Below are 21,564 nucleotides of genomic sequence, written 5' to 3' on the forward strand. Positions count from 1 at the left end.
GCCGTCTGCCCAAGACAATGCCCGCCGTGAATACGCGCAGTGTCCCCTCAATGCGCGGTGCCCGCCCTCGATTCCGAGGACGGGCACCGCATTCACGCACTCACTGCTGCTTCGCTTTCAAGGTCGTCATCACGTCGTACTTCACACCCTCACGCACGTAGGTAATCTCAACAGAGTCACCGCTCTTGTAGCGGCGAATATAACCGGTGAGCTGCTTCGAAGAGGAAACGGACTCGCCATTCACCGCAAGGATCACATCCCCCTTGCGCAGACCCGCCGCTTCAGCTGCGCCGCCTCGAGAGACCTCCGCGACCTCGGCTCCGGCAACAGTCGAACCATCGACTTGGGTCTGCCCCGTCGTCACGGAGACGCCGAGGACCGCATGCTCAACAGTGCCCGTCTGAATGATCTGCTCAGCGACCGAAGTGACGAGGTCGACGGGGATCGCGAATCCCAGGCCGATCGACCCGGCCTTGTCCGAAGAGCTCGAGTTCGATGCGATCGAGGAGTTGATGCCGATGACCCGGCCAGATGAATCGAAGAGCGGGCCCCCAGAGTTACCGGGGTTGATGGAGGCGTCAACCTGAATCGCGTTCGTGATCACCGACTCTGAGGAGGCCGCCTGAGGGTTGGGCACTCCGGGGAGCTGGTTGAAGGGATCATTCGGATTGAGAGGATCATTGGGATCAAGCTGTTCGGACTCTGATTTTTCGGTGGAGACCTCAACCGGTCGGTTCAAAGCGGAGATGATGCCCGTGGTCACCGTGTTCGACAGGCCGAGGGGCGCACCGACTGCCATGACCTCGTCCCCGACTGAAAGGTCCTTAGAGGAGCCAAAGGTTGCGACGGTCAGATCCGAAGGAGGGTTCTTCAGGCGCACAACCGCAAGATCAGTCGTCTGATCGTGTCCGAGGATTTCTCCCTCGTACATGCGCCCATCGGCGAGGGTCACGGTGATCCTTCCTTGACCGTCGAGGGCCGCGGAGATCACGTGGTAGTTCGTCACGATATCGCCCTGCGCGTCGTAAATGACGCCGGAGCCGACTCCGGAGCTGGAGCTCGAGGAGACATTGATCGTCACAGTCGCCGGGGAAACGGCGCGCGCAACAGCCGCCCAGTCGGGGCTGTCACCGGTCGTTGAGACTGGCTGAACCGTCGAGGGCCCCTCGGATTGGGTGCTCGTCGACGCGTGGGGCGTGGCGTGGGGCTTACCATTGAACAGCGCCCAGGATCCGCCCAGGGTCAAAGCGGAGGTCAGGAGCATCGCGAGGAAGAGGGCCAACCAGGAGGGGCCTTTCTTCGTTTCTTTGCTGCCGCCTGCGCCCCTGGGCCTGGAGGGAGGAGCTTCTCCATTCATCTGCGGACCACCACTCGTCTGTGGAGTAGCACTCGTCTGCGAATCAATCGGCGTTCGCGCCCCTTGAGGGCTCATCGGCCAGGGCTGTGCGCTCGCAAAATCCGCGGCCGAGGTCGAGGCGGGAGTGGAAGGAGTGGGGCTCAGGGGCTTTGTCTGAGCGCTCGGCCCCGGGAAGGGGGCTTGCCCCATCCGGGCAGAGTGTCCCGCCTGCCCAGGCATCCCATGTCGCGGCCCCGATGAGGCCTGAGCAGCACGGGGGGCGCCCAAGGAGGGGGCCTGAGCGCCGCTGGGTGCGCCTGCCCTCGGCATCTGCGTAGTGGGCACCTGAGTACCACTAGGTGTGCTCGCCCTCGGCATGGGCACAGTGGAGGCCGCTGCTTCCTGCGTGTGAGCATTCCCGCGCGTCCAAGGGGAGGGAGTTGAGAATACCGAGGTCTGCTGCGCGTCTCGCCCTGCACCCTCGCGCTCCGGGGTTACAGGCAGGTGCATCGTCTCCGCATCCTCATTCTTCTGCGGATTCGAAGAAGAGCCCCTGTGAGCATTCAAGGGATCAGATTGCGGGGTCGTTGTCATAAGTCCTTCTTTCACTGCCTATCGGCTGATGAGAGACAGTATGGGCGCCTTCCTTGCCTCAACACTGATACTCGCCTGCATGTTTCCTGTACGCCACTGTCTCACTCCTCAGCTATCGGCCTCATCTCTGCCCGCATCGGGCGCGAGCCTTCACCCCGTCGGCACACCGCTTTCACAGCCGCGAGCGCGCTCGGCCTGGAGCAGGGGACTCGCAAAATCCGGATCCCCTTCCCCTCCTCGCCAATGAGCTCACTCAGCTCGGCTCTCGTGTGTGCTTCTCGATAGTCGGCGCCATAGGCGGCGGCGAGCTCTCGGATGGAGGTGGGCTGGGCGGTTGCGAACCAGCGTTCAAAAGTCGGCGCGTTCTCCTTAAGGCCGTGCTCGAGTCCGGCGAAGATCCCCCCGCCTGAATCGTCGGCGACGATGATGAGCAGGTCGGGTGTCTTTTCCTCTGCGGGGATTGCGAGCGCCCCGGCGTCGTGACAGAACGCCAAGTCACCCAAGAGGATCGTCACTGCCTCTCCCCTTGCGAGGGCAAGGCCGATCCCGGTGGCGAGGGTCCCGTCAATGCCCGCGAGCCCGCGGTTGGCGACCACGAGGCGTTTGGCGCCCGCCCGGCCCACGAGGTCGACCGCGCGCACGGAGTTGGAAGCGCCGAGCAGTAGGGTTCGTGTGTCCTTAGCCATCACGGTGTGGGCAATGCCGAGGACCGAGAGGGGTTCGTCCTCGACGAGGCGGGTGATCTTCTCCCCCGCTTCGAGGGCGGCCTCGCGCCATTCTTCAAGCCACGAGCCTTGGTCGCAGCTCACCGGTTCGCAGGGTGCGCTCAGTCCCGGCGCGACAAGGGCCGCATTGCCTGAGACATCGGTCCATTCTGGACTGGGGTCGATGACTACGAGCCGCAGGTCTGTGCGCGCGAGGAGCATCGACACTGAACGCGAAAGGGTGGGGCGTCCCGTGACGATCACCTGTTCGACGCTTCGGGCGAGGGGGCCGGACAGGAGGGACTGCTGGTAGGGGATGGCGTTCTCATCCCAGGCGAGGCCGCTCGAGGGCTCGGCGAGGATCGGAAGTGCGGCCCGGGATGCCCAGATGGAAGCATCCGGGTCGGCTCCATCTCCGGCGAGGATGAGGGTGCGCATCCCCTCCCTGACCGCTTCCTTCCATTCAACCCGGGGCGTGGGGGCGCGAAGAACTTTTGTAGATTCTCCCTCGAGGAGGAAGGGCACTGGAGTGATGGAGCCGCCCTCGGGGGTGAGGGGCTCACGGAAGGCGACATTGAGTTGAACCGGGCCGGGGGTTCCTGTGGGGATGCCCTCGGCGTGTGCGAGCAGACGGCGGACCCTGGCGTTCAGGCTCTGATCGGAGGCTGTTTCTGCGGGCAGGTCGAGGACTTCCAGGGCGTGGGAGGAGAAGATTCCGGGCTGACTGGTGGTCTGTGAGGCTCCGACTCCCCGCATTTCGGCGGGACGATCGGCGCTGATGACGAGCAGTGGGAGCCTCGAATGCTTTGCCTCGGCGACTCCGGCGTGAAGTTCAGCGACCGCCCCTCCTGAGGTCGTGATGATCGCGACGGGCGCGGGGCGAAGGCAGGGCCTCAAAGTGGAAAGCGCGGGTTCTGATTCCGCCCCGTCCTCTTCACTGCGTCCGGCTTTTGACAATCCGAGGGCGAGGAAGGCTGCGGAACGCTCATCGAGTCGCACATGCGCGCGCAGATGACCGGCTCGGCAGGCGGCGTCAAGCGCATAGGCGAAGGGGGCTGAGCGCGAGCCCGGACAGTAGACGACGTCTTTCACTCCCGCGCCGATGAGGGCTGCGAGGATCGCGCGGGCGAGCTTTTCAGCGGGGTGGCTCATCGTTTCTCCTCGCTCCGCTTCTCGTCGAGGTGGGCGCACATGGCGTCGAGTCGGTGCAGCCATTGTTCGCTCAGTTCGGGGGCGACTCCGGGCCCTTCGAGCAGGCTCAGATCGGGTTCGAGTTCACGCAAGGGCAGGTGTCCTTCCTCGACGCGAAGGGGCTCGGCGACGGTGTCTGCTGTGAAGAATCCTCCGGTCGCCAAACCGCAGGCGGGGGGCTCGCCGGGCAGACAGGCGGCGGCGTGCACTCCGGCTGCCAGGCCAATTGAGGATTCGAGGGCGGAGGAGATAACGAGCGTCAGTCCACTCTCCTCTCCGATTCTTAAGGCTCGGCGAATACCGCCGAGGGGAGCGATTTTCATGATCGCGACATCGGCGGCACCGGCGCGGGCGACGGCCAGGGGGTCTGGGGCGCGCCGGATCGATTCATCGGCGGCGATGGGGGTTTTCACGGCGGATCGGACCCGAGCGAGTTCTGGCACGCTCCAGCAGGGCTGCTCGACATATTCGAGTCCCCCGGCGTCGTGGGCCGCTTCCTCGAGGGCGTTGATCGCGCTGATCGCCGTATCCACGTCCCAGGCGCCGTTCGCGTCGACGCGCACCCGAGCCGCTTCACCGACTGTTTCTTTGAGGGCGAGGGCGACGGCCCGGACTCGCTCAATGTCCTCATGAAGGGGTGTGCCCGGGTCTGCGACTTTCACTTTTGCTGTCGCACAGCCCCCGGAGTGGAGGATCTTCTTGTACGCCTCTTCGGGGGCGATCACGGGGATCGTCGCGTTGACGGGAACACGCTCACGAAGCGGCGTGGGGCGTTCTTCATTCGCATGGGCGAGCGCTGCGGCCAGCCAGTTCGCAGATTCTTTGGGATCGTAGTCCCAGAAGGGGGATGCTTCGGCCCAGCCGAAGGGGCCGTGCAGGAGAAGGCCGTCTCGCCTGTTCAGTTGTCGGAATCGGACGTTCATCTTCAGGGAGTGGACGAGGAGGTCATCGACGGCGCCGAGGACGCGGCGAACGGGTGCGGACAGTCCTTCGAGGGGGATGCGAGTGAGGGCTGCGCCGTGATTCTTCATGCGTCCATTGTGCCCGAGGCAGCGACTAGCGACTCGCGCGGGCTGTGAAACCGGGCTTGGGGCGCTTCGAGCGATTCCCGAGTGGGGATGCAGTCATCGAGGCGGTGGCTGATTCTCCTTGCTCGTGAAGACGCTCGGCCCGTGCCGATGCTCCTGCACCTGCCTGTGTTTCAGAGGGCCGCCACGGCCATGGCGCCTGCACGTCCAAGGACGACATGCCCGGTGCACAGGCTCCCACTCACCCGATCAGTTCCGAACACCCCGGAGATCTCGCGCGCACGATCCGCATGGTTGATGAGCAGCAGCATCCCGCCCCTTTGGGCCGCTTCAATCCCATCGGGCAGATCGGCCCTGCTCAGCTGTACTCTCGCATAGGCGCCGATCAGGTTGAGCAGGCCGCGTCTCGTCGCTGAATCCACAACGCTTCCAATGCGCCACAGGGCTCCCGTGCCGCAGGGCTCACGGGTGATTGCCGCCCCTCCTGCGGGGTGGAGGGCGATTGTTTCTTCCTCTTCTCCCTGCTCGACGAGGAGGGATGCACGGGCTTGCAGGCTTCTGGCAGCGGGAGAAGGATCGAGGAGGCGGTCCATCGCTCTTTTCAGGGTGGGTGCGACGTCACGTAAAAGCGGGCCCGGCGTTCCGGTAAGCGCTTGTGTGTGGCGGCCCGCTCGGGAGATCCGATCGACGAGGAATCCCGAGTCGAGAACTCCCTCATCGCCCTCATCCTCGCAATAGTCGAGGATCACCTGCATGCCCTCCTCGACAAAGGGGAAAAGCCCTTCCTCCTCGATACTCGAGTCGGTGATGAGAATCCGAGGCAGATCCCCACTTCTTGTCCACTCTTGTCTGTCCCCATCCCCTGCTCCCCTGGGAACCCCATGTCCCCTCAGGAGTGCTTCACTCAAGCCCTGAAGTGCTTCGCTACACTCTTGCGCTTCGCGGATTCCGAGGGAGTAGCCCGCTTCCCAGGAGCTCGCGTGCCAACGTTGGATCGCGAGCGAGGCTGTGGGCGTGGTCGACACACACAGGATCCGGGGCGCGCTCTGCACATCGCGCCTCGTTCCCCCAAGGTCGGCTCCCTCAACGCCGGTTCCCTCAAGGTCGACTGCTTCAACGCCACTTTTCTCCATCCCAGCTCCTTCGCGCCCCGTTGTCTCGATGCCGAGTCCCCTGTCTTGCGCTGGATCATCAGTGAAAAGATCAGAAGCGTTTCCAAGCACGCGCCCGCGCGCTAAAGCCCCCTGAGCCCCGTGGGCGAGGGCCAGGACGAGCAGCCCGACCTCTTCCACAGCGCTCTTCGGATCGGTGTCGAAATCAGCGATCCAGGCACGTCCTCGGGCTCGGGCGTGAGCGCAATCGAGAGCGAAAGCGGTGGCGCGCGGCGAGGCTGCAAGAATCGACACGAAAAGGGAGGTCATGGACGAAGAGTAGCGGGCGAGGGCAAGAAGAGCTCAGGCGGATCGCCTACCCTGAACCCATGAGTGCACTCCCCTTCGTTTCCGACACCTTCGACCCGGATCGCTGGCGTGAAGTCGTCGGCTTCGACCTTCACGACCTCACCTATCACCGGGGGATTTCTCGCGGCCGTGAGATTGACGGGCACCCCCTCGGGGAGGATCTGCCCGTTGTGCGCATCGCCTTCGACCGCCCCGACATCCGCAATGCTTTCCGGCCAGGAACCGTCGATGAACTGTACCGATGCCTCGATCATGCGCGAATGACAAGTGACGTTGCGGCGGTGATCCTCACGGGCAATGGCCCCAGCGCGAAGGACGGAGGTTATTCCTTCTGCTCGGGCGGCGACCAGCGGGTGCGCGGCAACGACGGCTACCGTTACGAGGTCGAGGGCGCCAACGCCGACGCGGATCTTCAAACCCGGCGCGAGCAGGTGGATCCGGCACGGGCCGGGCGTTTGCATATTCTCGAGGTGCAGCGCCTCATCCGCACCATGCCGAAGGTCGTGATCGCCGTGGTCCCCGGGTGGGCGGCTGGCGGAGGCCATTCTTTGAACGTCGTGTGTGATTTGTCGATCGCCTCGAAAGAGCATGCGGCCTTCATGCAGACCGACGCGAATGTCGGAAGTTTCGACGCGGGCTACGGCTCGGCTCTGCTCGCCCGCCAGGTCGGGGATAAAAGGGCTCGTGAGATCTTCTTCCTCGCGGGTCGCTACGACGCCGATACGGCTGAGCGTTGGGGCGTGGTCAACGCCTCCGTCCCGCATGCGCAGTTGGAGGACACGGCCCTCGAGTGGGCCAAGACAATCGCGAGGAAATCGCCGCAGGCGATCCGCCTTTTGAAGTTTGCCTTCAATCTCGCTGATGATGGCATGGCGGGTCAGCAGGTGTTCGCAGGCGAGGCGACTCGTATGGCCTATATGACTTCGGAAGCTCAGGAGGGGCGCGATGCCTTCCTCGAGCATCGAGAACCGGATTGGAGCGCTCACCCCTACTACTTCTGAGCGAGTTCCTTCTCGGCGAGTGCCACCCGCGGGAAAGCCCCGACCGTCGGGCAAGCGCTGCGCGCCCTCGTCCTTACTACCACCCTCCGGGGGGGAGTCCTCGCCCTCCGGGGAAGCGCCCTCCGGGGAAGCGCCCTCCCTCTGCGCGAACGCGGGCCCCTTCAGGCCCGCTTCTGCACGCGCAGACCTGGCAGAGCTGCGCTGAGCGCGCCCCGTCGAGCTGCGGGTGTGAAAGACGCGAAAGACACGGTTTCTCCTGTGTTCTCTCCTTGGGGAATCGGCCACAGATTCGCGCTTTTCCGCCTTCCTCAAGTTTTTGAGGCGAGAGCAGCATATTGTTGACAGACAAATCTCTTTTCAGCAGTCTCACGAGTCGTACAAGGAGTCACGATGCCCGAGCCACGCGTCCTCGTCGTCCCCGGAGGAACGAACATCGGCGCCATCGCCCTCGCGAACGCCTCTTTACATAAGCTCATCGAATTGTACGAAGAACGCCTAGCGGACCCGGAGCACCCGGCCCCGCACACAGTCGTGGTCCTTCGCGACCCCGCAGAGGTCGCCCCATCGACTCTTCGGGGTGCCTCCCAATCCCCCACAGAGGCCTTTCCCGCCGATCAGTATCCGCAGCTCGCCGACAAACTCGAGGACCCGGACTTCTTCGAGGGCATTGACCTGGTGATCCGCACCTCGGGCTCAACATCTGGGGATCCCCGTCTCGTCGGCTTATCCGTCGAAGCGATCGTCGCTTCCATCCAAGCGACCGATGCCGCGCTTTCTGGCCCGGGGAATTGGATTCTCGCGCTTCCCGCTCACCACATTGCAGGGGCTCTTGTCATGTTGCGTTCCGCTCTCGCCGGGACGAATCCTTTCATCGTTGATGTTGAGACGTCTTTCGATCCGCGAGCGCTCCTGCCCGCCATCGCCGGAGCGACCCAAAACCCGGATGTGCCGGGCTATTTGTCGCTGGTGCCCACCCAATTGGCCGAGTGCCTCGATGCGGATGATGAGGTTCTTCACGCCATGCGCCGCCTTTCGGCGATTCTCGTCGGAGGTTCTGCCTCCCGTCCGGGCCTGATCGAACGCGCCAGGGAACTGGGCTTGAAGGTCCGGGAGACCTACGGGATGACGGAAACCTGCGGGGGCTGCGTCTACGACGGCATCCCACTCGAGGGCGTCGAGGTCCGTATTCTCGACAAGGACGGCCAACCGCGTATCGCCATTGGTGGCCCAACAGTGATGACCCGCTACCTGGATGGAACCGCCGATCCTTTCTTCGAAGAGGGCGGACACACCTGGCTCCTGACCGGTGATCTGGGGCTCATCACCGCGGGCGGGCAGGTCCGCGTTGATGGGCGCGCTGATGACATCATCGTCACCGGCGGCCTCAACGTCGCTCCCCGACAGGTGCTCGATGCTGCTCTGACTTGCGAAGATGTTGTCGATGTGTGGGTGACCTCAACTCCCGATGAGAAGTGGGGCGAGGCCGTCACCGCCCTCGTCGTTCCCCGCTCCATGCCCACTGATGCCAAGCAGATGGCCGCCCTTGGACGCAAGGTTCGCGATCATGTAGGTGGGATCATTGGCCGCACCGCAGCTCCGCGCAGGGTTGTCGCAGTCGACGCCCTCCCCTATCTCGAAGGGATGAAGATCGACCGGATGAAGGGGCTCGAACTCGCTTCGACGACGAGCTCGCCTGAGCGCGAATGGTGGCGTTAAAACGCCGGAAGGAGAGCTTCACGTGGCTTCGTTGAGCGAGTGGATCGAGGGCGCCCGGCCGCGGACCCTTCCCGCTGCGGCCGCCCCCGTCCTCGTCGGTACGGCAGCCGCCATTCACCTGGGTGCATTCGCCCCCCTGAGAGCGGGCCTCGCTTTCCTCGTCGCGCTCGCACTGCAGATCGGAGTGAACTACTCGAACGACTACTCCGATGGGATTCGAGGGACCGACGAGAATCGACAGGGGCCTGCCAGACTGACGGGCGGGCGTTTGACGGAGCCGAAGAATGTCCTCATTGCGGCTCTGTCCTGCTTCGGGGTCGCAGGAGTCGCAGGTCTGATCCTTCTCGCCCTCTCGGGCGCGTGGCTCCTCGTCGTCCCGGGCATCGCCGCAGTGGTCGCCGCCTGGTTCTACACGGGTGGCCGCACCCCCTACGGGTATATGGGAATCGGTTTGTCCGAGCTCTTCGTCTTCGTGTTCTTCGGCCTCATGGCCTGCGTGGGGACGACGTGGACGCAGATCCCGCAGGCTCCGGGGTGGCTGTGGGCTCTGGCGAGCGCACTGGGGCTGCTCTCGGTGGCCCTTCTCATGGCGAACAACATTCGAGATATTCCCTCTGATAGGGAGTCGGGTAAGAAAACCCTGGCGGTTCGTCTGGGCGATATGCCTTCTCGCGGCGTCTACGTGGCCTGCTTCGCCTTCGCGATCGGCATTCTCGGTGGTGTCGTCTCCTTCCTGGGTTTTCCCGTCTCTGTCGTCCTGCTCGCCCTCGTCGTCACAAGTGTGGGGGCAGCGCATGCCGTCTGGGTGCTCGCGAGTGGAAGGCGTGGGAGTTCCTTGATCCCCGCGATTAAAAGAACGGGCCTGTTCACCCTCGCATGGGCCGTGGAGATCAGCGTCTTCTTGGTCCTCGCCTGATCGTCATTGCAGGAAAGCTCCTCTTGGTTCTTCGGAGGTTTCTCTTCTGCCTCCTTGAGGGGGTTGTCTTCTGTACTCTTGAAGAGTTTCTCACGCGCCCCTCTTCGGCGTGTCCTCGAGGCCTTCCTCTCAGCTTCTGAAGCTTTGTCCTCCGCATCGCACACTTCCCGGCTCGACGATAGGATCAATGGATGCTGAGGATTGCCGCCATCGTCTTGTGGATCGCGATCACCGTGTACGCGTTAGCCGATTGTGTGAAGACTCCCGAGGATCAGATCCCCGCTCGGATCCCGAAAGCGATGTGGCTGATCCTCATCATCATTACGATTCCCTCCTTCTCGCTCGGCTCGATCGCGTGGATCATCGTGAAAGCCGTGGCCCGCGCCGAGGCCGGACAGGCTCCGCTCCCGGGCCTTGCATTCCCGAACTCCCAGCGCCCTCACAGCCCTCAAGGCCCCGCCGCCAGGCCGTCTGCGCCTGATGATGATCCGGAGTTCCTTTTCCGTTTGGAACGCGATATCCAGCGCGAGCGCAAGAAAGCCGAAGAAGAGCGGCGCCGCCGCCTCAAAGACGACTCCGCTTCGGATCAAGGTGATTCCTCCGCTGATTCGCCAGAAGGGGAGTCTCACCCCGAATGATCGGCTTTCCCACCTAGTCGTTTTCCCTCTGATCGGCTTTCCGTCTGATTGCTTTTCCCGGGGCGCTGGGCTCTTCAGCCCTGGGCCCCAAGGCCTTAGCGTTTGAGCGCGGCCGCAGAATCGCCGGGCGTCATGTCCTGCGCGTGTTCAAGCAGATCGGCGCTCGGTTCTGCATAGGAGATCCCAATGAGCGTCGCGTCTTCGAACTCGAAGCTCGTGATCGACGCCAAAGAGCACTGACGCGACCAGGGCGCATGAGCCAGAGGCTGTTTGCGGGCGAAGCGCGTGAGGATCGTAATGGGACTTTGATGCGAGACGATGAGCGCCTCATGCCCCTTCGCGGCTTTGAGGGCCCCGGAGACAGCCGCTCGCATGCGTTTGGCGATATCAACGTAGGGCTCACCCCAGCTGGGCTCCAAGGGCCTGAGATAGTTCTTCCAAGCGGAGGGGCGCAGGAGCAGGGAACGATCGGCGTTCACCGGCAAGCCCTCGAAATTGTTGCCCGCCTCGATCAGACGCGGATCGGAAATGATCGGCAGATCGTAGGCGGAGGCAGTCGGGGCGGCGGTGAGTTGTGCGCGCAGCAGAGGGGAGGAGATGACTGCGGTGATGTCCGCTCCCTGGTCGCGAAGAAAGTCCGCGCCTCTTTGCGCCATCTCATGGCCGAGGGGCGTGAGCCCGTAGCCGGGCAGGCGCCCGTACAGGATGCCCTTGGGGTTATCCACCTCGCCGTGGCGCATGACGTGAATCTTCGTCGAAGTCATGGGGCGATTCTCTCACGCCCGCTCCCCTCAGGGGTGAAAGGGCCCCTTTGAGCTCCACTCGACTCTCCTGCACACACGAGGGCGCTCCGCTCGGCGGCGGGCTGATGAGGCACTGGAGCGCCACCTGCGTGCACGAGGGCGAAGGCGCATAAAAGCTGGGCCCGACCTCATGAGGTCGGGCCCTGAAGCTCACTTCTTGTTACGACGCTGGTGACGCGTCTTGCGGAGCAGCTTACGGTGCTTCTTCTTCGCCATGCGCTTGCGGCGCTTCTTGATGACGGAGCCCATGGGGTTCCTCCCTCGTGTTCGGTTTGCGCGGCAGAGGTCACTACCGCTCGAGTGATCGCGGTCGTCTGGACCGCAGCGGGGATATCCTACCCGCTTCAGCCGCTGATTCCCGCAGCCCGATCATCACTGTGATCGGCAAGACCGGAGTTGATGAGTTGACCGACGGCCGCTTCGGGGACGCGGAAGCTCTTCCCGACCCTGATCGCGGGCATCTCGCCGGAGTGAATGAGGCGGTATACGGTCATCTTGGACACGCGCATAAGATCCGCCACTTCGGAAACCGTCATGAAACGGGGGGCGGGCTGGTGCACCATGAAGACTCCTGAAAACCTCGTTGGCGAGGCGCTCGGAATCGACCATCCGTTGCTTAGGCCGCCTCAGGGGACATACTAGTGCCTGAGGGCCGAGCCTTAGCAAGTTCCACAAGGAAATCTTCTCGGTCTTTGAAGACGAGGAGCCCATCGGGCGACTCGAAGTGCGACACGCGCCCCAAGGGGCGAGGAAGGACGGGGCATGGCACCTCGCAAAAGACGCTCCTCCTCCCCCATCGTTTCTCCCCTTGGTACGGGGAATCTGAAATCACGGGGCTCCGCGCTTACCCCCGTCACCGTGGAGGATTTCGGCACCACGCCTTCGCCCTTCGTTCGCCCTGTTGACGGGCCTATCGGGCCGAAGGAAGGAAAAATCGACTCCTTCAAGAGCTGGTTCACCCGCGAAGCCCGCTACGCTCCAGCGCGCCTCGCCCTCGGTGTTTTCGCTTTAATCATCGCGACGATCACCGCTTTGCTCTCCCTGCCCTTCGCCACCGTTCCCGAACGGCCCATCGCCTTCGTTGATGTTCTCTTCACCGCAGTGTCCGCAGTGTGCGTCACGGGTTTGACGACAATCGACACGGCGAGCTCATGGACCATCTTCGGCCAAGCCGTCATCGCCCTGGGCATCATGATCGGTGGCCTGGGGGTCATGACCCTCGCCTCGATCCTCGGTTTCGCGGTTTCTCGCCACCTGGGACTCACCCAGCGCATGCTCGCCGCCCAAGAGACGAAATCCGATGGCCTCGGCCAAATCACGGGCCTACTCAAAGCGGTCTTCACCGCGTCCTTGAGCGCCGAAGCTCTTCTCGCAATCCTTTTCTTCCCCAGGTTCCTCACCCTGGGACATGCTCCCCTCTCCGCCGCCTGGCAGGCCGTTTTCATGGCGATCTCCGTATTCAACAACGCGGGCTTCGTCATCATGGTCGAAGGGCTCTCTCCGCATGTGACAGACGGGTGGATGCTGATCCCCATCACCCTGGGCACTTTCATCGGAGCAATCGGCTTCCCCGTCATTCAAGACCTCAACGCCCACTGGCGAACACCAAGAAAATGGGCACTCCACACGAAGCTCACCCTCTCCGTGTACCTCATCCTCGCGCTCATCGGCTCCGTCATGCTCGCCCTGACCGAGTGGACGAACCCCGCAACCCTCGGCGCCCTCGACACCCCCTCGAGGATCCTCAATGCGCTCCTCGCCGGCGTGAACTCACGCTCTTCGGGCCTATCGGCTCTCGATGTCGGATCGATGCGCCCCCAGACCCACTTCGTGCAAGACATCCTCATGATGATCGGCGGTGGCTCGGCCTCGACTGCAGGAGGCGTGAAAGTCACGACCTTCGCGGTCCTCGTCCTCGCAGTCATCGCCGAGGCCCGGGGCGATCAGGACATTGAAACCTTCGGGCGGCGCATTCCCCCTTCCGTTGTCCGCCTCGCGGTCGCAGTGTCCCTCCTCGGAATGGCGATGGTTGCCGTCTCCGTCGTCTTGCTGCTCACCTTGACGAACTACTCCCTCGACGCGGTCCTCTTCGAAACGATCTCCGCTTTCGCAACCGTTGGTTTGTCAACGGGGATCAGCGCGACTTTGCCGCCGCTGGCGAAATACGTCCTCATCGCTCTCATGTTCGCCGGGCGCACCGGCTCCATGACGGTCGCAGCCGCTCTGGCACTGCGGGAGCGTTCCCGCGTCATCCGCATGCCAGAAGAGCGTCCGATCATCGGCTGAGCACGCAGAGAGCCGTGAACGGGCATAATGGCGGTCATGGCACACGAGGAAAGCAAGGATCTGACGTCTGGGACGCTCGTCATCGGGCTCGGGCGTTTCGGCTCCGCAGTGGCGGTCACCCTTGACAAGCTCGGCTACGAAATCCTCGCCGTTGAGAGGGACCCGGCTCGGGTTCGCGCTTTCGCCGGGCGCTTCCCCCTTGTCGAGGCCGACGCGACCTCCATGGACGCCCTCGAACAGCTTGGCGCCCGAGAGTTTAGGGCCGCAGTCGTCGGCGCAGGTTCTTCCTTGGAGTCCTCGGTCCTCATCACCGCGAACCTCGTGGACCTTGGGATGCCCTCCATCTGGACGAAGGCGATCTCGCGCGAGCACGGTCGGATTCTGCGTCGAATTGGCGCCCATCATGTCATCTACCCGGAGTTCGACGCGGGCCAGCGCACGGCGCACCTCGTGGGCGGAAGGATGATCGACTATATTGAAATGGAAAAGGGCGGCTTCGCCATCATGAAGCTGCGCCCCCCGAGGGAAGTCCACGGTTTCACTCTCGAAGACTTGGATTTGCGGGGCCGTTACGGGGTGAACATGCTCGGGATCCTGCGTCCGGGTCAGCCTTTCGAGTATGCGAAGGCCCAGACCCGCATCAATCCTGAAGACATCATCATTGTCTCCGGGGATGCTCGTCTTCTCGAATACTTCGCGAACCGCCCCTGAACCGAGGGAGTTCAGCGCGGATCGGCCCCTGAACGCAAGCGAAGGCCCCGTCAAACAGCCCGGTGCAGGGCAGTGTGACAGCCCCTCGCTCCCCCTTTCGCCCTCGCCCCTCCCCGCCTGCCTCAAGCCCGTCCGCAAATGCCCAGGGCTGTCGATACGGTTAAGACATGGCGAAGACGAAGACGAGTTACCGCTGTACGGAATGCGGGTGGACCAGCGCGAAATGGCTCGGCCAATGCCGAGAATGCTCCGCTTGGGGCACCCTGGAAGAGGCCGTGCCCGCAGGAGTGCTCGCCGGTGGCACCGCCCCCACTCCCCCGCGCAAGCCGGCCCGTCCGATCGGCCAGGTGGACGCGGGAATCTCGAAGCAGCGCCCCACCGGTGTGGGTGAACTCGACCGGGTCCTCGGTGGCGGTATCGTCCCGGGGGCGGTCATCCTCCTCGCCGGAGAACCCGGCGTCGGCAAATCGACTCTCCTCCTTGATGTTGCGGCCCGAGTCGCCCGCACCTCGACTCGCCTCGGCCCAGTCCTGTATGTGACGGGAGAAGAGTCCTCCTCCCAGGTGAAGTCCCGTGCAGAACGCATTGGCGCAATCGACGAAGGCCTCCTCCTCGCCGACGACAACGACCTGTCCTCGATCCTCGGGCATGTGGAGGCTGTCAAGCCCTCGCTCCTGCTCGTCGACTCCGTGCAGACAATCCAGTCCCCGCAGGTCGATGGTGGCGCGGGAGGCGTCGCCCAGGTCCGTGCGGTCGCAGCTGCCCTGATCCGCACCGCGAAGGAACGCAATATGCCGATCCTTCTCGTCGGTCATGTGACGAAGGACGGGGGCATCGCCGGACCTCGCGTCCTCGAACACCTCGTTGACGTGGTCTGTCATTTCGAGGGCGAGCGCCACGCCCGTTTACGCCTGCTGCGCGCGGTGAAGAACCGTTATGGCCCCACCGACGAGGTCGGGTGCTTCGAACTCACCGATTCGGGGATTCGTGAGCTCTCAGACCCCTCCGGACTTTTCCTTTCGCAGGCCTCACGGGACGTTCCTGGTTCCTGCGCGACGGTTTCCCTCGAGGGGCGGCGCCCCATGCCGACCGAAGTCCAGGCCCTCGTTGCCCCCAGCGCCGGGGGCTCGCCGCGTCGCACCACTTCGGGAGTCGACCATTCCAGGGTCGCAATGATCCTCGCGGTGCTTCAAGCCAGGCTCGACCTCGACTCCTCATCTTTGGATGTGTACGTGTCAACAGTGGGGGGTGCGAGGACCCAGGAGCCTGCGGTTGACCTGGCGATCGCGATCTCCATCGCTTCCGCTTTCAAAGGCTCAGCTCCCCGCTCCTCCTTGATCGCCATGGGAGAGATCGGGCTGACCGGGGAACTGCGGGCCTGCACGGGGCTGGGACGTCGCCTACAGGAGGCGGCTCGTCTGGGTTTTGAAACGGCGATCGTGCCTGCGCAGGGTTCGCAGGATCTTCCCCGCATCGAAGGCATGAACGTGTTCACCGTCTCCGAGCTGTCGACCGCGATCCGCGTGGCTCTGCCCTAGACTCGAATCAAGGTTGAGTCGCCTAGGAGGGTGGCATGAATGCTGACGCCGTCACTTTGAGGGAGGCCCTTGCGGCCGTCGCTCCTGGCACTGCTTTGCGTGAAGGGCTCGAAAGGATTCAGCGTTCACACACCGGCGCTCTCATTGTCCTGGGCTACACGCCCGAGATTGAGGCTTTGTGCTCAGGCGGTTTCGATCTTGATGTCGCTTTCACGGCCTCTCGTCTTCGTGAACTGTGCAAGATGGACGGCGCCGTCGTCCTCGATATTGACAAGTGGCGCATCCGCAAGGCGAATGTCCAGCTCCTCCCTGATCCTTCGATCCCCACTAATGAATCCGGCATGCGTCATCGCACGGCCCAGCGGACAGCCCGTCAGACGCACCTTCCGATCCTGTCCTTGTCCGCGTCGATGCGGATGATCTCCATCTACGTCGGCGAATATCACCGTCTCGTGGAAGAACCCGAGGCTCTCCTTGCGCGCGCCAACCTTGCTGTCGATACTCTCGACCGTTACTCTCAGCGCCTCGACGAGGTCCTCCAGACCCTCACTGTCCTTGAAATCCGTGATTCTGCGACGGTCCGTGATGTCACAACTGTGTTGCAACGCATGGAAATGATCCGAAGGATCATCTCCGAGATCAACAGCTACCTTGAAGAACTCGGCTCCGAGGGGCGTCTCCTCGCCCTTCAGGTCGATGATCTGATCCGCGGTTCTGCATCCGAACGGGCCCTCGTCATGCGCGACTACGTGCGTGACCAGTCCTCCATTGCCACTGTTGAACAGCATCTTTCAGAGCTGCCCGGCGATAAGCTCGTCGATCTCACGGCGATCGCGAATGTCCTCGGTTTGGGGGTCTTCGAGGTCGCCGACCTGGATCGAGAGATCCAGCCTCGTGGAATCCGCGCCCTCTCCCTTGTCCCGCACCTGCCGTGGAGCATCATCAAGGATGTTTCCTCGCATTGGGGGAGCTACGCGGAATTGCGAGCCGCGACCGTCGAGGATCTGCAAAGCATCGAAGGGATCGGCCCCTACCGGGCGAAACTCATCCACGAGAACCTCGAGCATCAGGCTCAGATGGCGGCGAACGGCCTCGTCGGCTGGTGAGGGGACGGCTCGGGAGATTCGCCCGCGCACGCGCGAGATTCACCCAGTAGGGGTGCTCAGGCACCCGCCCAGGGGGACACACGCGGGCACTCCAGAAGACCCGAGCGACAGGCATGCGCAGGTGTTGTGCGCCGACAAAACGCTTGTGGGGACTCCCCGCAAGAGCTCTGCTTACTACACAGTTTTCTCCCCCGCAAAGAGCCCCACAAAGAGCAGAACGGCGAGGGTATATCAGCCCGCAGCTTCGATGACGGTGAACACCAACTCACTCGTCACAGGCACGCCGGCGAAACTCAACTGGGCCCGGTACGTCCCCTCGCTTGCAAGGGGAGCCCCGCCCTCGGGCGTTGAACAGCCCTGCACGTAGACGCGCCCATCCCACGCCAATGAAGACGACCAGGGATCTCCGGGACTCAGGAGCAAGGGCGTCGCTTCCTCGTCACGAGAGGCGCAGCGCGCTGAATCGTAGATGAGTTGATCGCCGGAGCGGATCGCCAGATCCACTCGTCCGAGCGAAGTGAAGCAGGCGGTGCGCCCAATGTTCACCATCGTGAGTGCGAGGTTCTCTCCTGAACCGACCCGCGTTTGCGTGGCCGTCGCGGAAAAACTCAAATCCTTCGCAATGCACCCGGGGATCATCACTCCCTCTTCGCGGGTGACGACACCGTCTTTCGTCACCTCATCACTATTGCGAAGCTCAATCCTTTCTGTTCCGGACTGAATGAACTCCCCCGTCTTCGCCAAGGCCGACTGTGATTCATCGACCTTAGGCTGAGTGGTCATGAAGCCGATGATGAAAAGCACAGCCCACACGACCAGCGCGAGAATGAGGATCAGACCAAGTCCCGTAATGATGCGCCGAGGCCACAGGTTCTGCTTGCGTCTCTTCGGTGCACGACCGCCACCTAAACGCCTCATCCCCCGGGGCGAAGCTTTCTGACCCGAAGCTTTCTGAGAAGCCCCTCGAGAAGATGAAGGACGCGATGTGCCCTTGCCCGGGTTCGTCGTGCGAGGAGTCTTCCCCCGCTTCTGGCTCACGCCGCCTGGTGACTTTCGAGCATTCCCCCGCGACAGCGATGGTGTTTTCCCACGCTTTCGCGGCCCCTTCGACTGTGAATCCTTCATGCTGGGCTCACCGTCGGTCGTTGTGTTTCGACTCCGTCTTCGTGATCGTCCTCGTCAATAATGCACCAACGCTCCACGACGACGGCGATCACGCACCACAGCAGTCCGGTGGCAATTCCGAAGGCACAGGCGAGGGCGTTGCGCATCATCTCAGGTGCGCCGATCCGGCTGAGAGTCGCGACGAGGATGCCGAGCAGAGCACCGACAAGCAGGGACGCGACAATCGCTGATGCCCGCGCGCCTAGGGCGATCCTCATGGCGTGCATAGAGTTCACCCACGTGCTCTTATGAGCGATGAAACGTTTGACATGCACCCCTGCCCATAAGAGGAATACGGCGAGAAGCCCCTGAAGGAGTGCAAGCATCGGGGTGACGAGGATCGGGGAGCCTCCTGAGGCGACGATCATGAGGCCAATAGCTCCAGACACGAGGGCGCTGAGCGCTCCCATGAGGAGGAGCCAGGCCTTCGATAGGGGCATCATCTGTGGTCCCGATCCTTGAAGATCGGGATCTGCCCGGTCGTCGAAGGACGAACAACGATCTTGCGCAACAAGCCCGTCTTCGTGTTTTCTGTGTCGGCCACGTCTGCGCGAAGCGATTGAGAGTGGAGTTCAGGGTCCATGATGGAACGACGAACCGTGGATTCGGGAGCTGCACTGGCCTCAGCTTCCACATGAAGAGTCCGTGGAGTGGGTTCATCGACAATCCGCACGTCCCCGCGTGCAAAGTCCCAGCTCGGCAAATCCCTGTGCTCTTCTTGCACAGTAGCCCCTTCCTCTTCACGTGTAGAGGCGCGTTCGGAGGGGCGCTGAGTCTCAGTGGGCTTCGCTTGGCGATTCTTCCTCGTTTCAGAGGCAGCAGCGAGGGGAAGCCAGCGCAGGCGAGGCTGTTTCCCTTCTGAATTCGCCTCCCTGTCTTCACCTGCCGCTGTGGCCTCGACGCGAGACGCTGGCAACTTTTGAGCCGTGCGGGTCTTCGCTTCATCCCAAGAAGAGGCACGATCGTGCCTGTGAGTGGCTCGAGTCGGCGCAGGAGCCTGGGAGGCCCGAGTCTGTGCAGGAGCCTGGGGGGCCCGAGTCGGTGCGGGAGCCTGCGCTTCGAAAGCGTCACCTGCCCTTTGATTCCCCGACTGCGTCGTGGTGTTCTCGACCCGCGTGTCCTTCTCCAACGCGGCGGACCCCGTGGCAGGCTCCGCCTCCCCGTTTGCCATAGGAGCAGGGCGAAGAAGAGTCTTGCGACGAGGATCAACAGCTGCGAGAGCATCCTGAGTCATCGGTTGGGACCAGCGTTCCCACAGGCGACGCCACACGAGGTCATCGCCTTCACCTGAAGGAGCAAGACCTTCTCGCAGTTCTTCTGGCATGAAGTCCAGGCGGGTGGTCGTTGAAAGACGCGAAGAGGACACAGTAGAGGAAGCCGAGGCCCTCAACCCGCCTTGAGTCTCTGCAAAATGAGTCTCTTCAGGCGTTTCATTGTGCGCAGTCTCAAGGAGAGCATCCGACTCGGCGATGACGGAACCTGGTTCAAGAAGCCACTCGTCAACCGCGTCGATAATGCCATCCGTATCAGGGGCGCAGCGCAAAAGCTCGGCGACACTGTCATCTCCCAGGTGGGCGTCCTCATCCACCATGAGCCAGGGCGCCAAAACGAAAGCCCTCGTCGCCGCACGCGGATGCGGAAGAATCAAGTCCCCGTCAGCGAGGGTGCACCCCTCGTAGTCGATGACATCAACATCGAGGGTGCGCGGACCCCAATGCTCAGAGCGCACTCGACCAGCCTCTGCTTCGAGTTCGCGCGCGAGTTCCAAAACCTCATAGGGGTCGAGGCGAGTTTCCATGAGGACGACTGCGTTCCAGTAGTCCGCTTGAGGTTCTTGTCCCTCGGCGAGCACCGGGCAGGTGCGCAGCAGGGGCGAGACATCAAGGACATCAACCTCGGGCGAATCGACGAGAGCTTCAACGGCTGCGGCCAAACGGGTCGGCGCATCCCCAATATTTCCCCCGAGGGCGAGGACGACGTGCGCGGGCTCATCCGATTTCTCAATCGTGTCCCAAGCCTCCTCGCGAGGCTCACTGAGGGCTCCCCTGGCAGGGGAGGAAGGAGGCAAGGCCGGGGGCTGGGTGGAGAGCACCGGAGAGGATGGCAGTGGTGTTGTGGACGAGGCCGGAGTGTCGATTGAGAAAGTCGCGTCCTGCGAAGACAGTGCCGGAGCCGCGTCGATCTGTCCACGACGCACCGTCACGGACACGTCAGAAAAGGTCTGAGCGATCGGGGCTTGGGGCTTGTGAACAGTGACTTCAACGCCGAGAATCCGCTCATGGGCGAGGACTGCATCAGCGATCCTCTGGCCGAGAGTCTCAAGAAGCCGCACCGAAGGTCCTGTGAGGATCGCGGCGATCTCTTCAGCGATCTGAGCATAGGAGACCGTCTCTTCGATCTCGTCCAAACGGGCGGCCTCAGAGGCGTCGAGCCACATTCTCAGGTCGACGACGAAAGGCTGAGCGGCCAGGTGCTCATCGGGCAGGACGCCGTGGATCGCCTCGGCTGCGAGTCCGCGCAGCGTGATGACGTCGAGTGGCCGACTCATCTTCCCACCTCATTTCCCTCACGCGCCGCGCGAGCGTTTCCCCGTATTTCATGGACCCTCACAGCCCATATCCCCTCGCGCGCGCAACGGCGAGTGATTATAGAGGTCTGTTCGTCGCGGTCACCGCCCATTGCCGCAATGAAACGTTTCCGTGACGCACCGATGAGGACAGGGTAACCGAGGGAGGAAAGAATGCCGAGACCATCAAGCACCGTGTGGCATTGTTCGTTCGTGAGGGAGAAGCCGAGTCCGGGGTCGATAACGATCGCCTCCGGGGCAACTCCCGCGTCGAGGGCGTCCCTCACCTGTGCGTTGATCCGTTCTTTCAGCGTCCCCATGAGATCTTCGCCGTAGTCGAAGGACTCACCCGGCATCCCGGGCAGGGCCCGGTAGTGTTGAACAACATAAGCGAGACCGGTTTTCGCAAGCACAGCGTTCATCTGCGGATCCCAACGCCCGCCCGAAACGTCGTTGATGATCGCTGCCCCCGCGTCGGCGGCCCTCAGAGCGGTCGCGGCGTGCAGGGTATCGACCGAGCACACAACGCCCTGATCGGCGAGGGCACAGAGTACCGTGCTGATCCTCGACCACTCTTCTTCTTCTGAAACTCGCGTCGAGTTCGGTCGCGTCGATTCTCCGCCAATGTCAATAAGGTCGGCGCCCTCGTCGATCATCTGCACAGCGCGTTCGATCGCCGTGTCGCTACTCGACCAGCATCCCCCGTCGGAAAAGGAATCGGGGGTGACGTTGAGGATCCCCATGATGAGGGTCCGATCCGTAGGAAGGGACCAATCGCCTGGCAGTTTTGGAGTTCGAATACGCAT

The 21,564-nt window shown here is 63.0% G+C and carries 19 protein-coding genes; 8 read left to right on the forward strand and 11 right to left on the reverse strand.

Annotated features, from left to right (window positions below; translation table 11 throughout):
* Window positions 1-100: 100 nt before the first annotated feature.
* From FFA61_RS07315 to FFA61_RS07330, 4 genes are all read right to left on the reverse strand, one after another.
* Window positions 101-1,546, reverse strand: a complete 1,446-nt coding sequence (locus FFA61_RS07315) for a S1C family serine protease (protein WP_242600881.1) — start codon at window positions 1,544-1,546, stop codon at window positions 101-103.
* 485 nt (window positions 1,547-2,031) lie between these two features.
* Window positions 2,032-3,786 (reverse strand): 2-succinyl-5-enolpyruvyl-6-hydroxy-3-cyclohexene-1-carboxylate synthase, encoded by a 1,755-nt coding sequence (gene menD, locus FFA61_RS07320; protein ID WP_005963418.1) that lies wholly within the window; start codon window positions 3,784-3,786, stop codon window positions 2,032-2,034.
* On the reverse strand, window positions 3,783-4,856 hold the full coding sequence (locus FFA61_RS07325) for an o-succinylbenzoate synthase (protein ID WP_005963416.1): 1,074 nt from the start codon (window positions 4,854-4,856) through the stop codon (window positions 3,783-3,785). Before FFA61_RS07325 ends, menD begins: the two co-directional genes overlap by 4 nt.
* Before the next feature lie 170 nt (window positions 4,857-5,026).
* Window positions 5,027-6,274 (reverse strand): hypothetical protein, encoded by a 1,248-nt coding sequence (locus FFA61_RS07330; protein ID WP_005963415.1) that lies wholly within the window; start codon window positions 6,272-6,274, stop codon window positions 5,027-5,029.
* A gap of 59 nt (window positions 6,275-6,333) precedes the next feature.
* Here FFA61_RS07330 and FFA61_RS07335 point away from each other — a divergent pair, with 59 nt between their 5' ends.
* The 4 genes from FFA61_RS07335 (at window position 6,334) to FFA61_RS07350 (ending at window position 10,584) form a co-directional block, all read left to right on the forward strand.
* Window positions 6,334-7,314 (forward strand): 1,4-dihydroxy-2-naphthoyl-CoA synthase, encoded by a 981-nt coding sequence (locus FFA61_RS07335; RefSeq protein WP_005963413.1) that lies wholly within the window; start codon window positions 6,334-6,336, stop codon window positions 7,312-7,314.
* 390 nt (window positions 7,315-7,704) lie between these two features.
* Entirely contained in the window at window positions 7,705-9,030 is a 1,326-nt protein-coding gene (locus FFA61_RS07340; protein ID WP_005963411.1) for an AMP-binding protein, read from the forward strand.
* A 22-nt stretch (window positions 9,031-9,052) separates the two neighbouring features.
* Complete coding sequence (locus tag FFA61_RS07345) at window positions 9,053-9,946, forward strand: 1,4-dihydroxy-2-naphthoate polyprenyltransferase (RefSeq protein WP_005963409.1); 894 nt, start codon at window positions 9,053-9,055, stop codon at window positions 9,944-9,946.
* Window positions 9,947-10,137: 191 nt separating this feature from the next.
* Complete coding sequence (locus FFA61_RS07350) at window positions 10,138-10,584, forward strand: hypothetical protein (RefSeq protein WP_005963407.1); 447 nt, start codon at window positions 10,138-10,140, stop codon at window positions 10,582-10,584.
* 95 nt (window positions 10,585-10,679) lie between these two features.
* On the opposite strand, the gene FFA61_RS07355 is transcribed toward FFA61_RS07350, so the two are convergent.
* From FFA61_RS07355 to FFA61_RS07365, 3 genes are all read right to left on the reverse strand, one after another.
* Window positions 10,680-11,348 (reverse strand): histidine phosphatase family protein, encoded by a 669-nt coding sequence (locus FFA61_RS07355; RefSeq protein WP_005963406.1) that lies wholly within the window; start codon window positions 11,346-11,348, stop codon window positions 10,680-10,682.
* A 189-nt stretch (window positions 11,349-11,537) separates the two neighbouring features.
* Entirely contained in the window at window positions 11,538-11,636 is a 99-nt protein-coding gene (locus FFA61_RS07360) for a 30S ribosomal protein bS22 (RefSeq protein WP_003792170.1), read from the reverse strand.
* 95 nt (window positions 11,637-11,731) lie between these two features.
* Window positions 11,732-11,950 (reverse strand): helix-turn-helix domain-containing protein, encoded by a 219-nt coding sequence (locus FFA61_RS07365; protein WP_005963405.1) that lies wholly within the window; start codon window positions 11,948-11,950, stop codon window positions 11,732-11,734.
* Window positions 11,951-12,149: 199 nt separating this feature from the next.
* Between FFA61_RS07365 and FFA61_RS07370 the strand changes: the two genes are divergently transcribed.
* The 4 genes from FFA61_RS07370 to disA all read left to right on the forward strand — a co-directional run bounded on the left by FFA61_RS07370 (window position 12,150) and on the right by disA (window position 17,028).
* On the forward strand, window positions 12,150-13,673 hold the full coding sequence (locus FFA61_RS07370) for a TrkH family potassium uptake protein (protein ID WP_005963404.1): 1,524 nt from the start codon (window positions 12,150-12,152) through the stop codon (window positions 13,671-13,673).
* 36 nt (window positions 13,674-13,709) lie between these two features.
* Complete coding sequence (locus tag FFA61_RS07375) at window positions 13,710-14,384, forward strand: potassium channel family protein (protein WP_040314053.1); 675 nt, start codon at window positions 13,710-13,712, stop codon at window positions 14,382-14,384.
* A 167-nt stretch (window positions 14,385-14,551) separates the two neighbouring features.
* Window positions 14,552-15,922, forward strand: a complete 1,371-nt coding sequence (gene radA, locus FFA61_RS07380) for a DNA repair protein RadA (protein ID WP_005963402.1) — start codon at window positions 14,552-14,554, stop codon at window positions 15,920-15,922.
* Between the two features lie 35 nt (window positions 15,923-15,957).
* The gene (gene disA / locus FFA61_RS07385) at window positions 15,958-17,028 is read left to right on the forward strand and encodes a DNA integrity scanning diadenylate cyclase DisA (protein ID WP_005963401.1); all 1,071 of its coding nucleotides are present in this window, start codon (window positions 15,958-15,960) and stop codon (window positions 17,026-17,028) included.
* Window positions 17,029-17,259: 231 nt separating this feature from the next.
* Here disA and FFA61_RS07390 read toward each other — a convergent pair whose 3' ends face one another.
* The 4 genes from FFA61_RS07390 to folP all read right to left on the reverse strand — a co-directional run bounded on the left by FFA61_RS07390 (window position 17,260) and on the right by folP (window position 21,564).
* Window positions 17,260-17,946: a hypothetical protein gene (locus FFA61_RS07390; protein WP_005963400.1), complete on the reverse strand. Its 687-nt coding sequence runs from the start codon at window positions 17,944-17,946 to the stop codon at window positions 17,260-17,262.
* Between the two features lie 203 nt (window positions 17,947-18,149).
* Window positions 18,150-18,635, reverse strand: a complete 486-nt coding sequence (locus tag FFA61_RS07395; protein WP_005963399.1) for a DUF3180 family protein — start codon at window positions 18,633-18,635, stop codon at window positions 18,150-18,152.
* Complete coding sequence (gene folK, locus FFA61_RS07400; RefSeq protein WP_005963398.1) at window positions 18,632-20,740, reverse strand: 2-amino-4-hydroxy-6-hydroxymethyldihydropteridine diphosphokinase; 2,109 nt, start codon at window positions 20,738-20,740, stop codon at window positions 18,632-18,634. The genes FFA61_RS07395 and folK overlap by 4 nt, the downstream gene beginning before the upstream one ends.
* The gene (folP, locus tag FFA61_RS07405; protein WP_005963397.1) at window positions 20,737-21,564 is read right to left on the reverse strand and encodes a dihydropteroate synthase; all 828 of its coding nucleotides are present in this window, start codon (window positions 21,562-21,564) and stop codon (window positions 20,737-20,739) included. Before folP ends, folK begins: the two co-directional genes overlap by 4 nt.

Source organism: Schaalia cardiffensis F0333 (genome assembly GCF_005886435.1).
In the GTDB taxonomy this organism is placed as follows: domain Bacteria; phylum Actinomycetota; class Actinomycetes; order Actinomycetales; family Actinomycetaceae; genus Pauljensenia; species Pauljensenia cardiffensis.

Bases quoted from the DNA above. Each gene is read 5' to 3' on its own strand.
- FFA61_RS07315 (WP_242600881.1), bottom strand. From the start codon at position 1,546: ATGGGGCAAGCCCCCTTCCCGGGGCCGAGCGCTCAGACAAAGCCCCTG.
- menD (WP_005963418.1), bottom strand. From the start codon at position 3,786: ATGAGCCACCCCGCTGAAAAGCTCGCCCGCGCGATCCTCGCAGCCCTC.
- FFA61_RS07325 (WP_005963416.1), bottom strand. From the start codon at position 4,856: ATGAAGAATCACGGCGCAGCCCTCACTCGCATCCCCCTCGAAGGACTG.
- FFA61_RS07330 (WP_005963415.1), bottom strand. From the start codon at position 6,274: ATGACCTCCCTTTTCGTGTCGATTCTTGCAGCCTCGCCGCGCGCCACC.
- FFA61_RS07335 (WP_005963413.1), top strand. From the start codon at position 6,334: ATGAGTGCACTCCCCTTCGTTTCCGACACCTTCGACCCGGATCGCTGG.
- FFA61_RS07340 (WP_005963411.1), top strand. From the start codon at position 7,705: ATGCCCGAGCCACGCGTCCTCGTCGTCCCCGGAGGAACGAACATCGGC.
- FFA61_RS07350 (WP_005963407.1), top strand. From the start codon at position 10,138: ATGCTGAGGATTGCCGCCATCGTCTTGTGGATCGCGATCACCGTGTAC.
- FFA61_RS07355 (WP_005963406.1), bottom strand. From the start codon at position 11,348: ATGACTTCGACGAAGATTCACGTCATGCGCCACGGCGAGGTGGATAAC.
- FFA61_RS07360 (WP_003792170.1), bottom strand. From the start codon at position 11,636: ATGGGCTCCGTCATCAAGAAGCGCCGCAAGCGCATGGCGAAGAAGAAG.
- FFA61_RS07365 (WP_005963405.1), bottom strand. From the start codon at position 11,950: ATGGTGCACCAGCCCGCCCCCCGTTTCATGACGGTTTCCGAAGTGGCG.
- FFA61_RS07370 (WP_005963404.1), top strand. From the start codon at position 12,150: ATGGCACCTCGCAAAAGACGCTCCTCCTCCCCCATCGTTTCTCCCCTT.
- FFA61_RS07375 (WP_040314053.1), top strand. From the start codon at position 13,710: ATGGCACACGAGGAAAGCAAGGATCTGACGTCTGGGACGCTCGTCATC.
- radA (WP_005963402.1), top strand. From the start codon at position 14,552: ATGGCGAAGACGAAGACGAGTTACCGCTGTACGGAATGCGGGTGGACC.
- disA (WP_005963401.1), top strand. From the start codon at position 15,958: ATGAATGCTGACGCCGTCACTTTGAGGGAGGCCCTTGCGGCCGTCGCT.
- FFA61_RS07390 (WP_005963400.1), bottom strand. From the start codon at position 17,946: ATGAGGCGTTTAGGTGGCGGTCGTGCACCGAAGAGACGCAAGCAGAAC.
- FFA61_RS07395 (WP_005963399.1), bottom strand. From the start codon at position 18,635: ATGATGCCCCTATCGAAGGCCTGGCTCCTCCTCATGGGAGCGCTCAGC.
- folK (WP_005963398.1), bottom strand. From the start codon at position 20,740: ATGAGTCGGCCACTCGACGTCATCACGCTGCGCGGACTCGCAGCCGAG.
- folP (WP_005963397.1), bottom strand. From the start codon at position 21,564: ATGCGTATTCGAACTCCAAAACTGCCAGGCGATTGGTCCCTTCCTACG.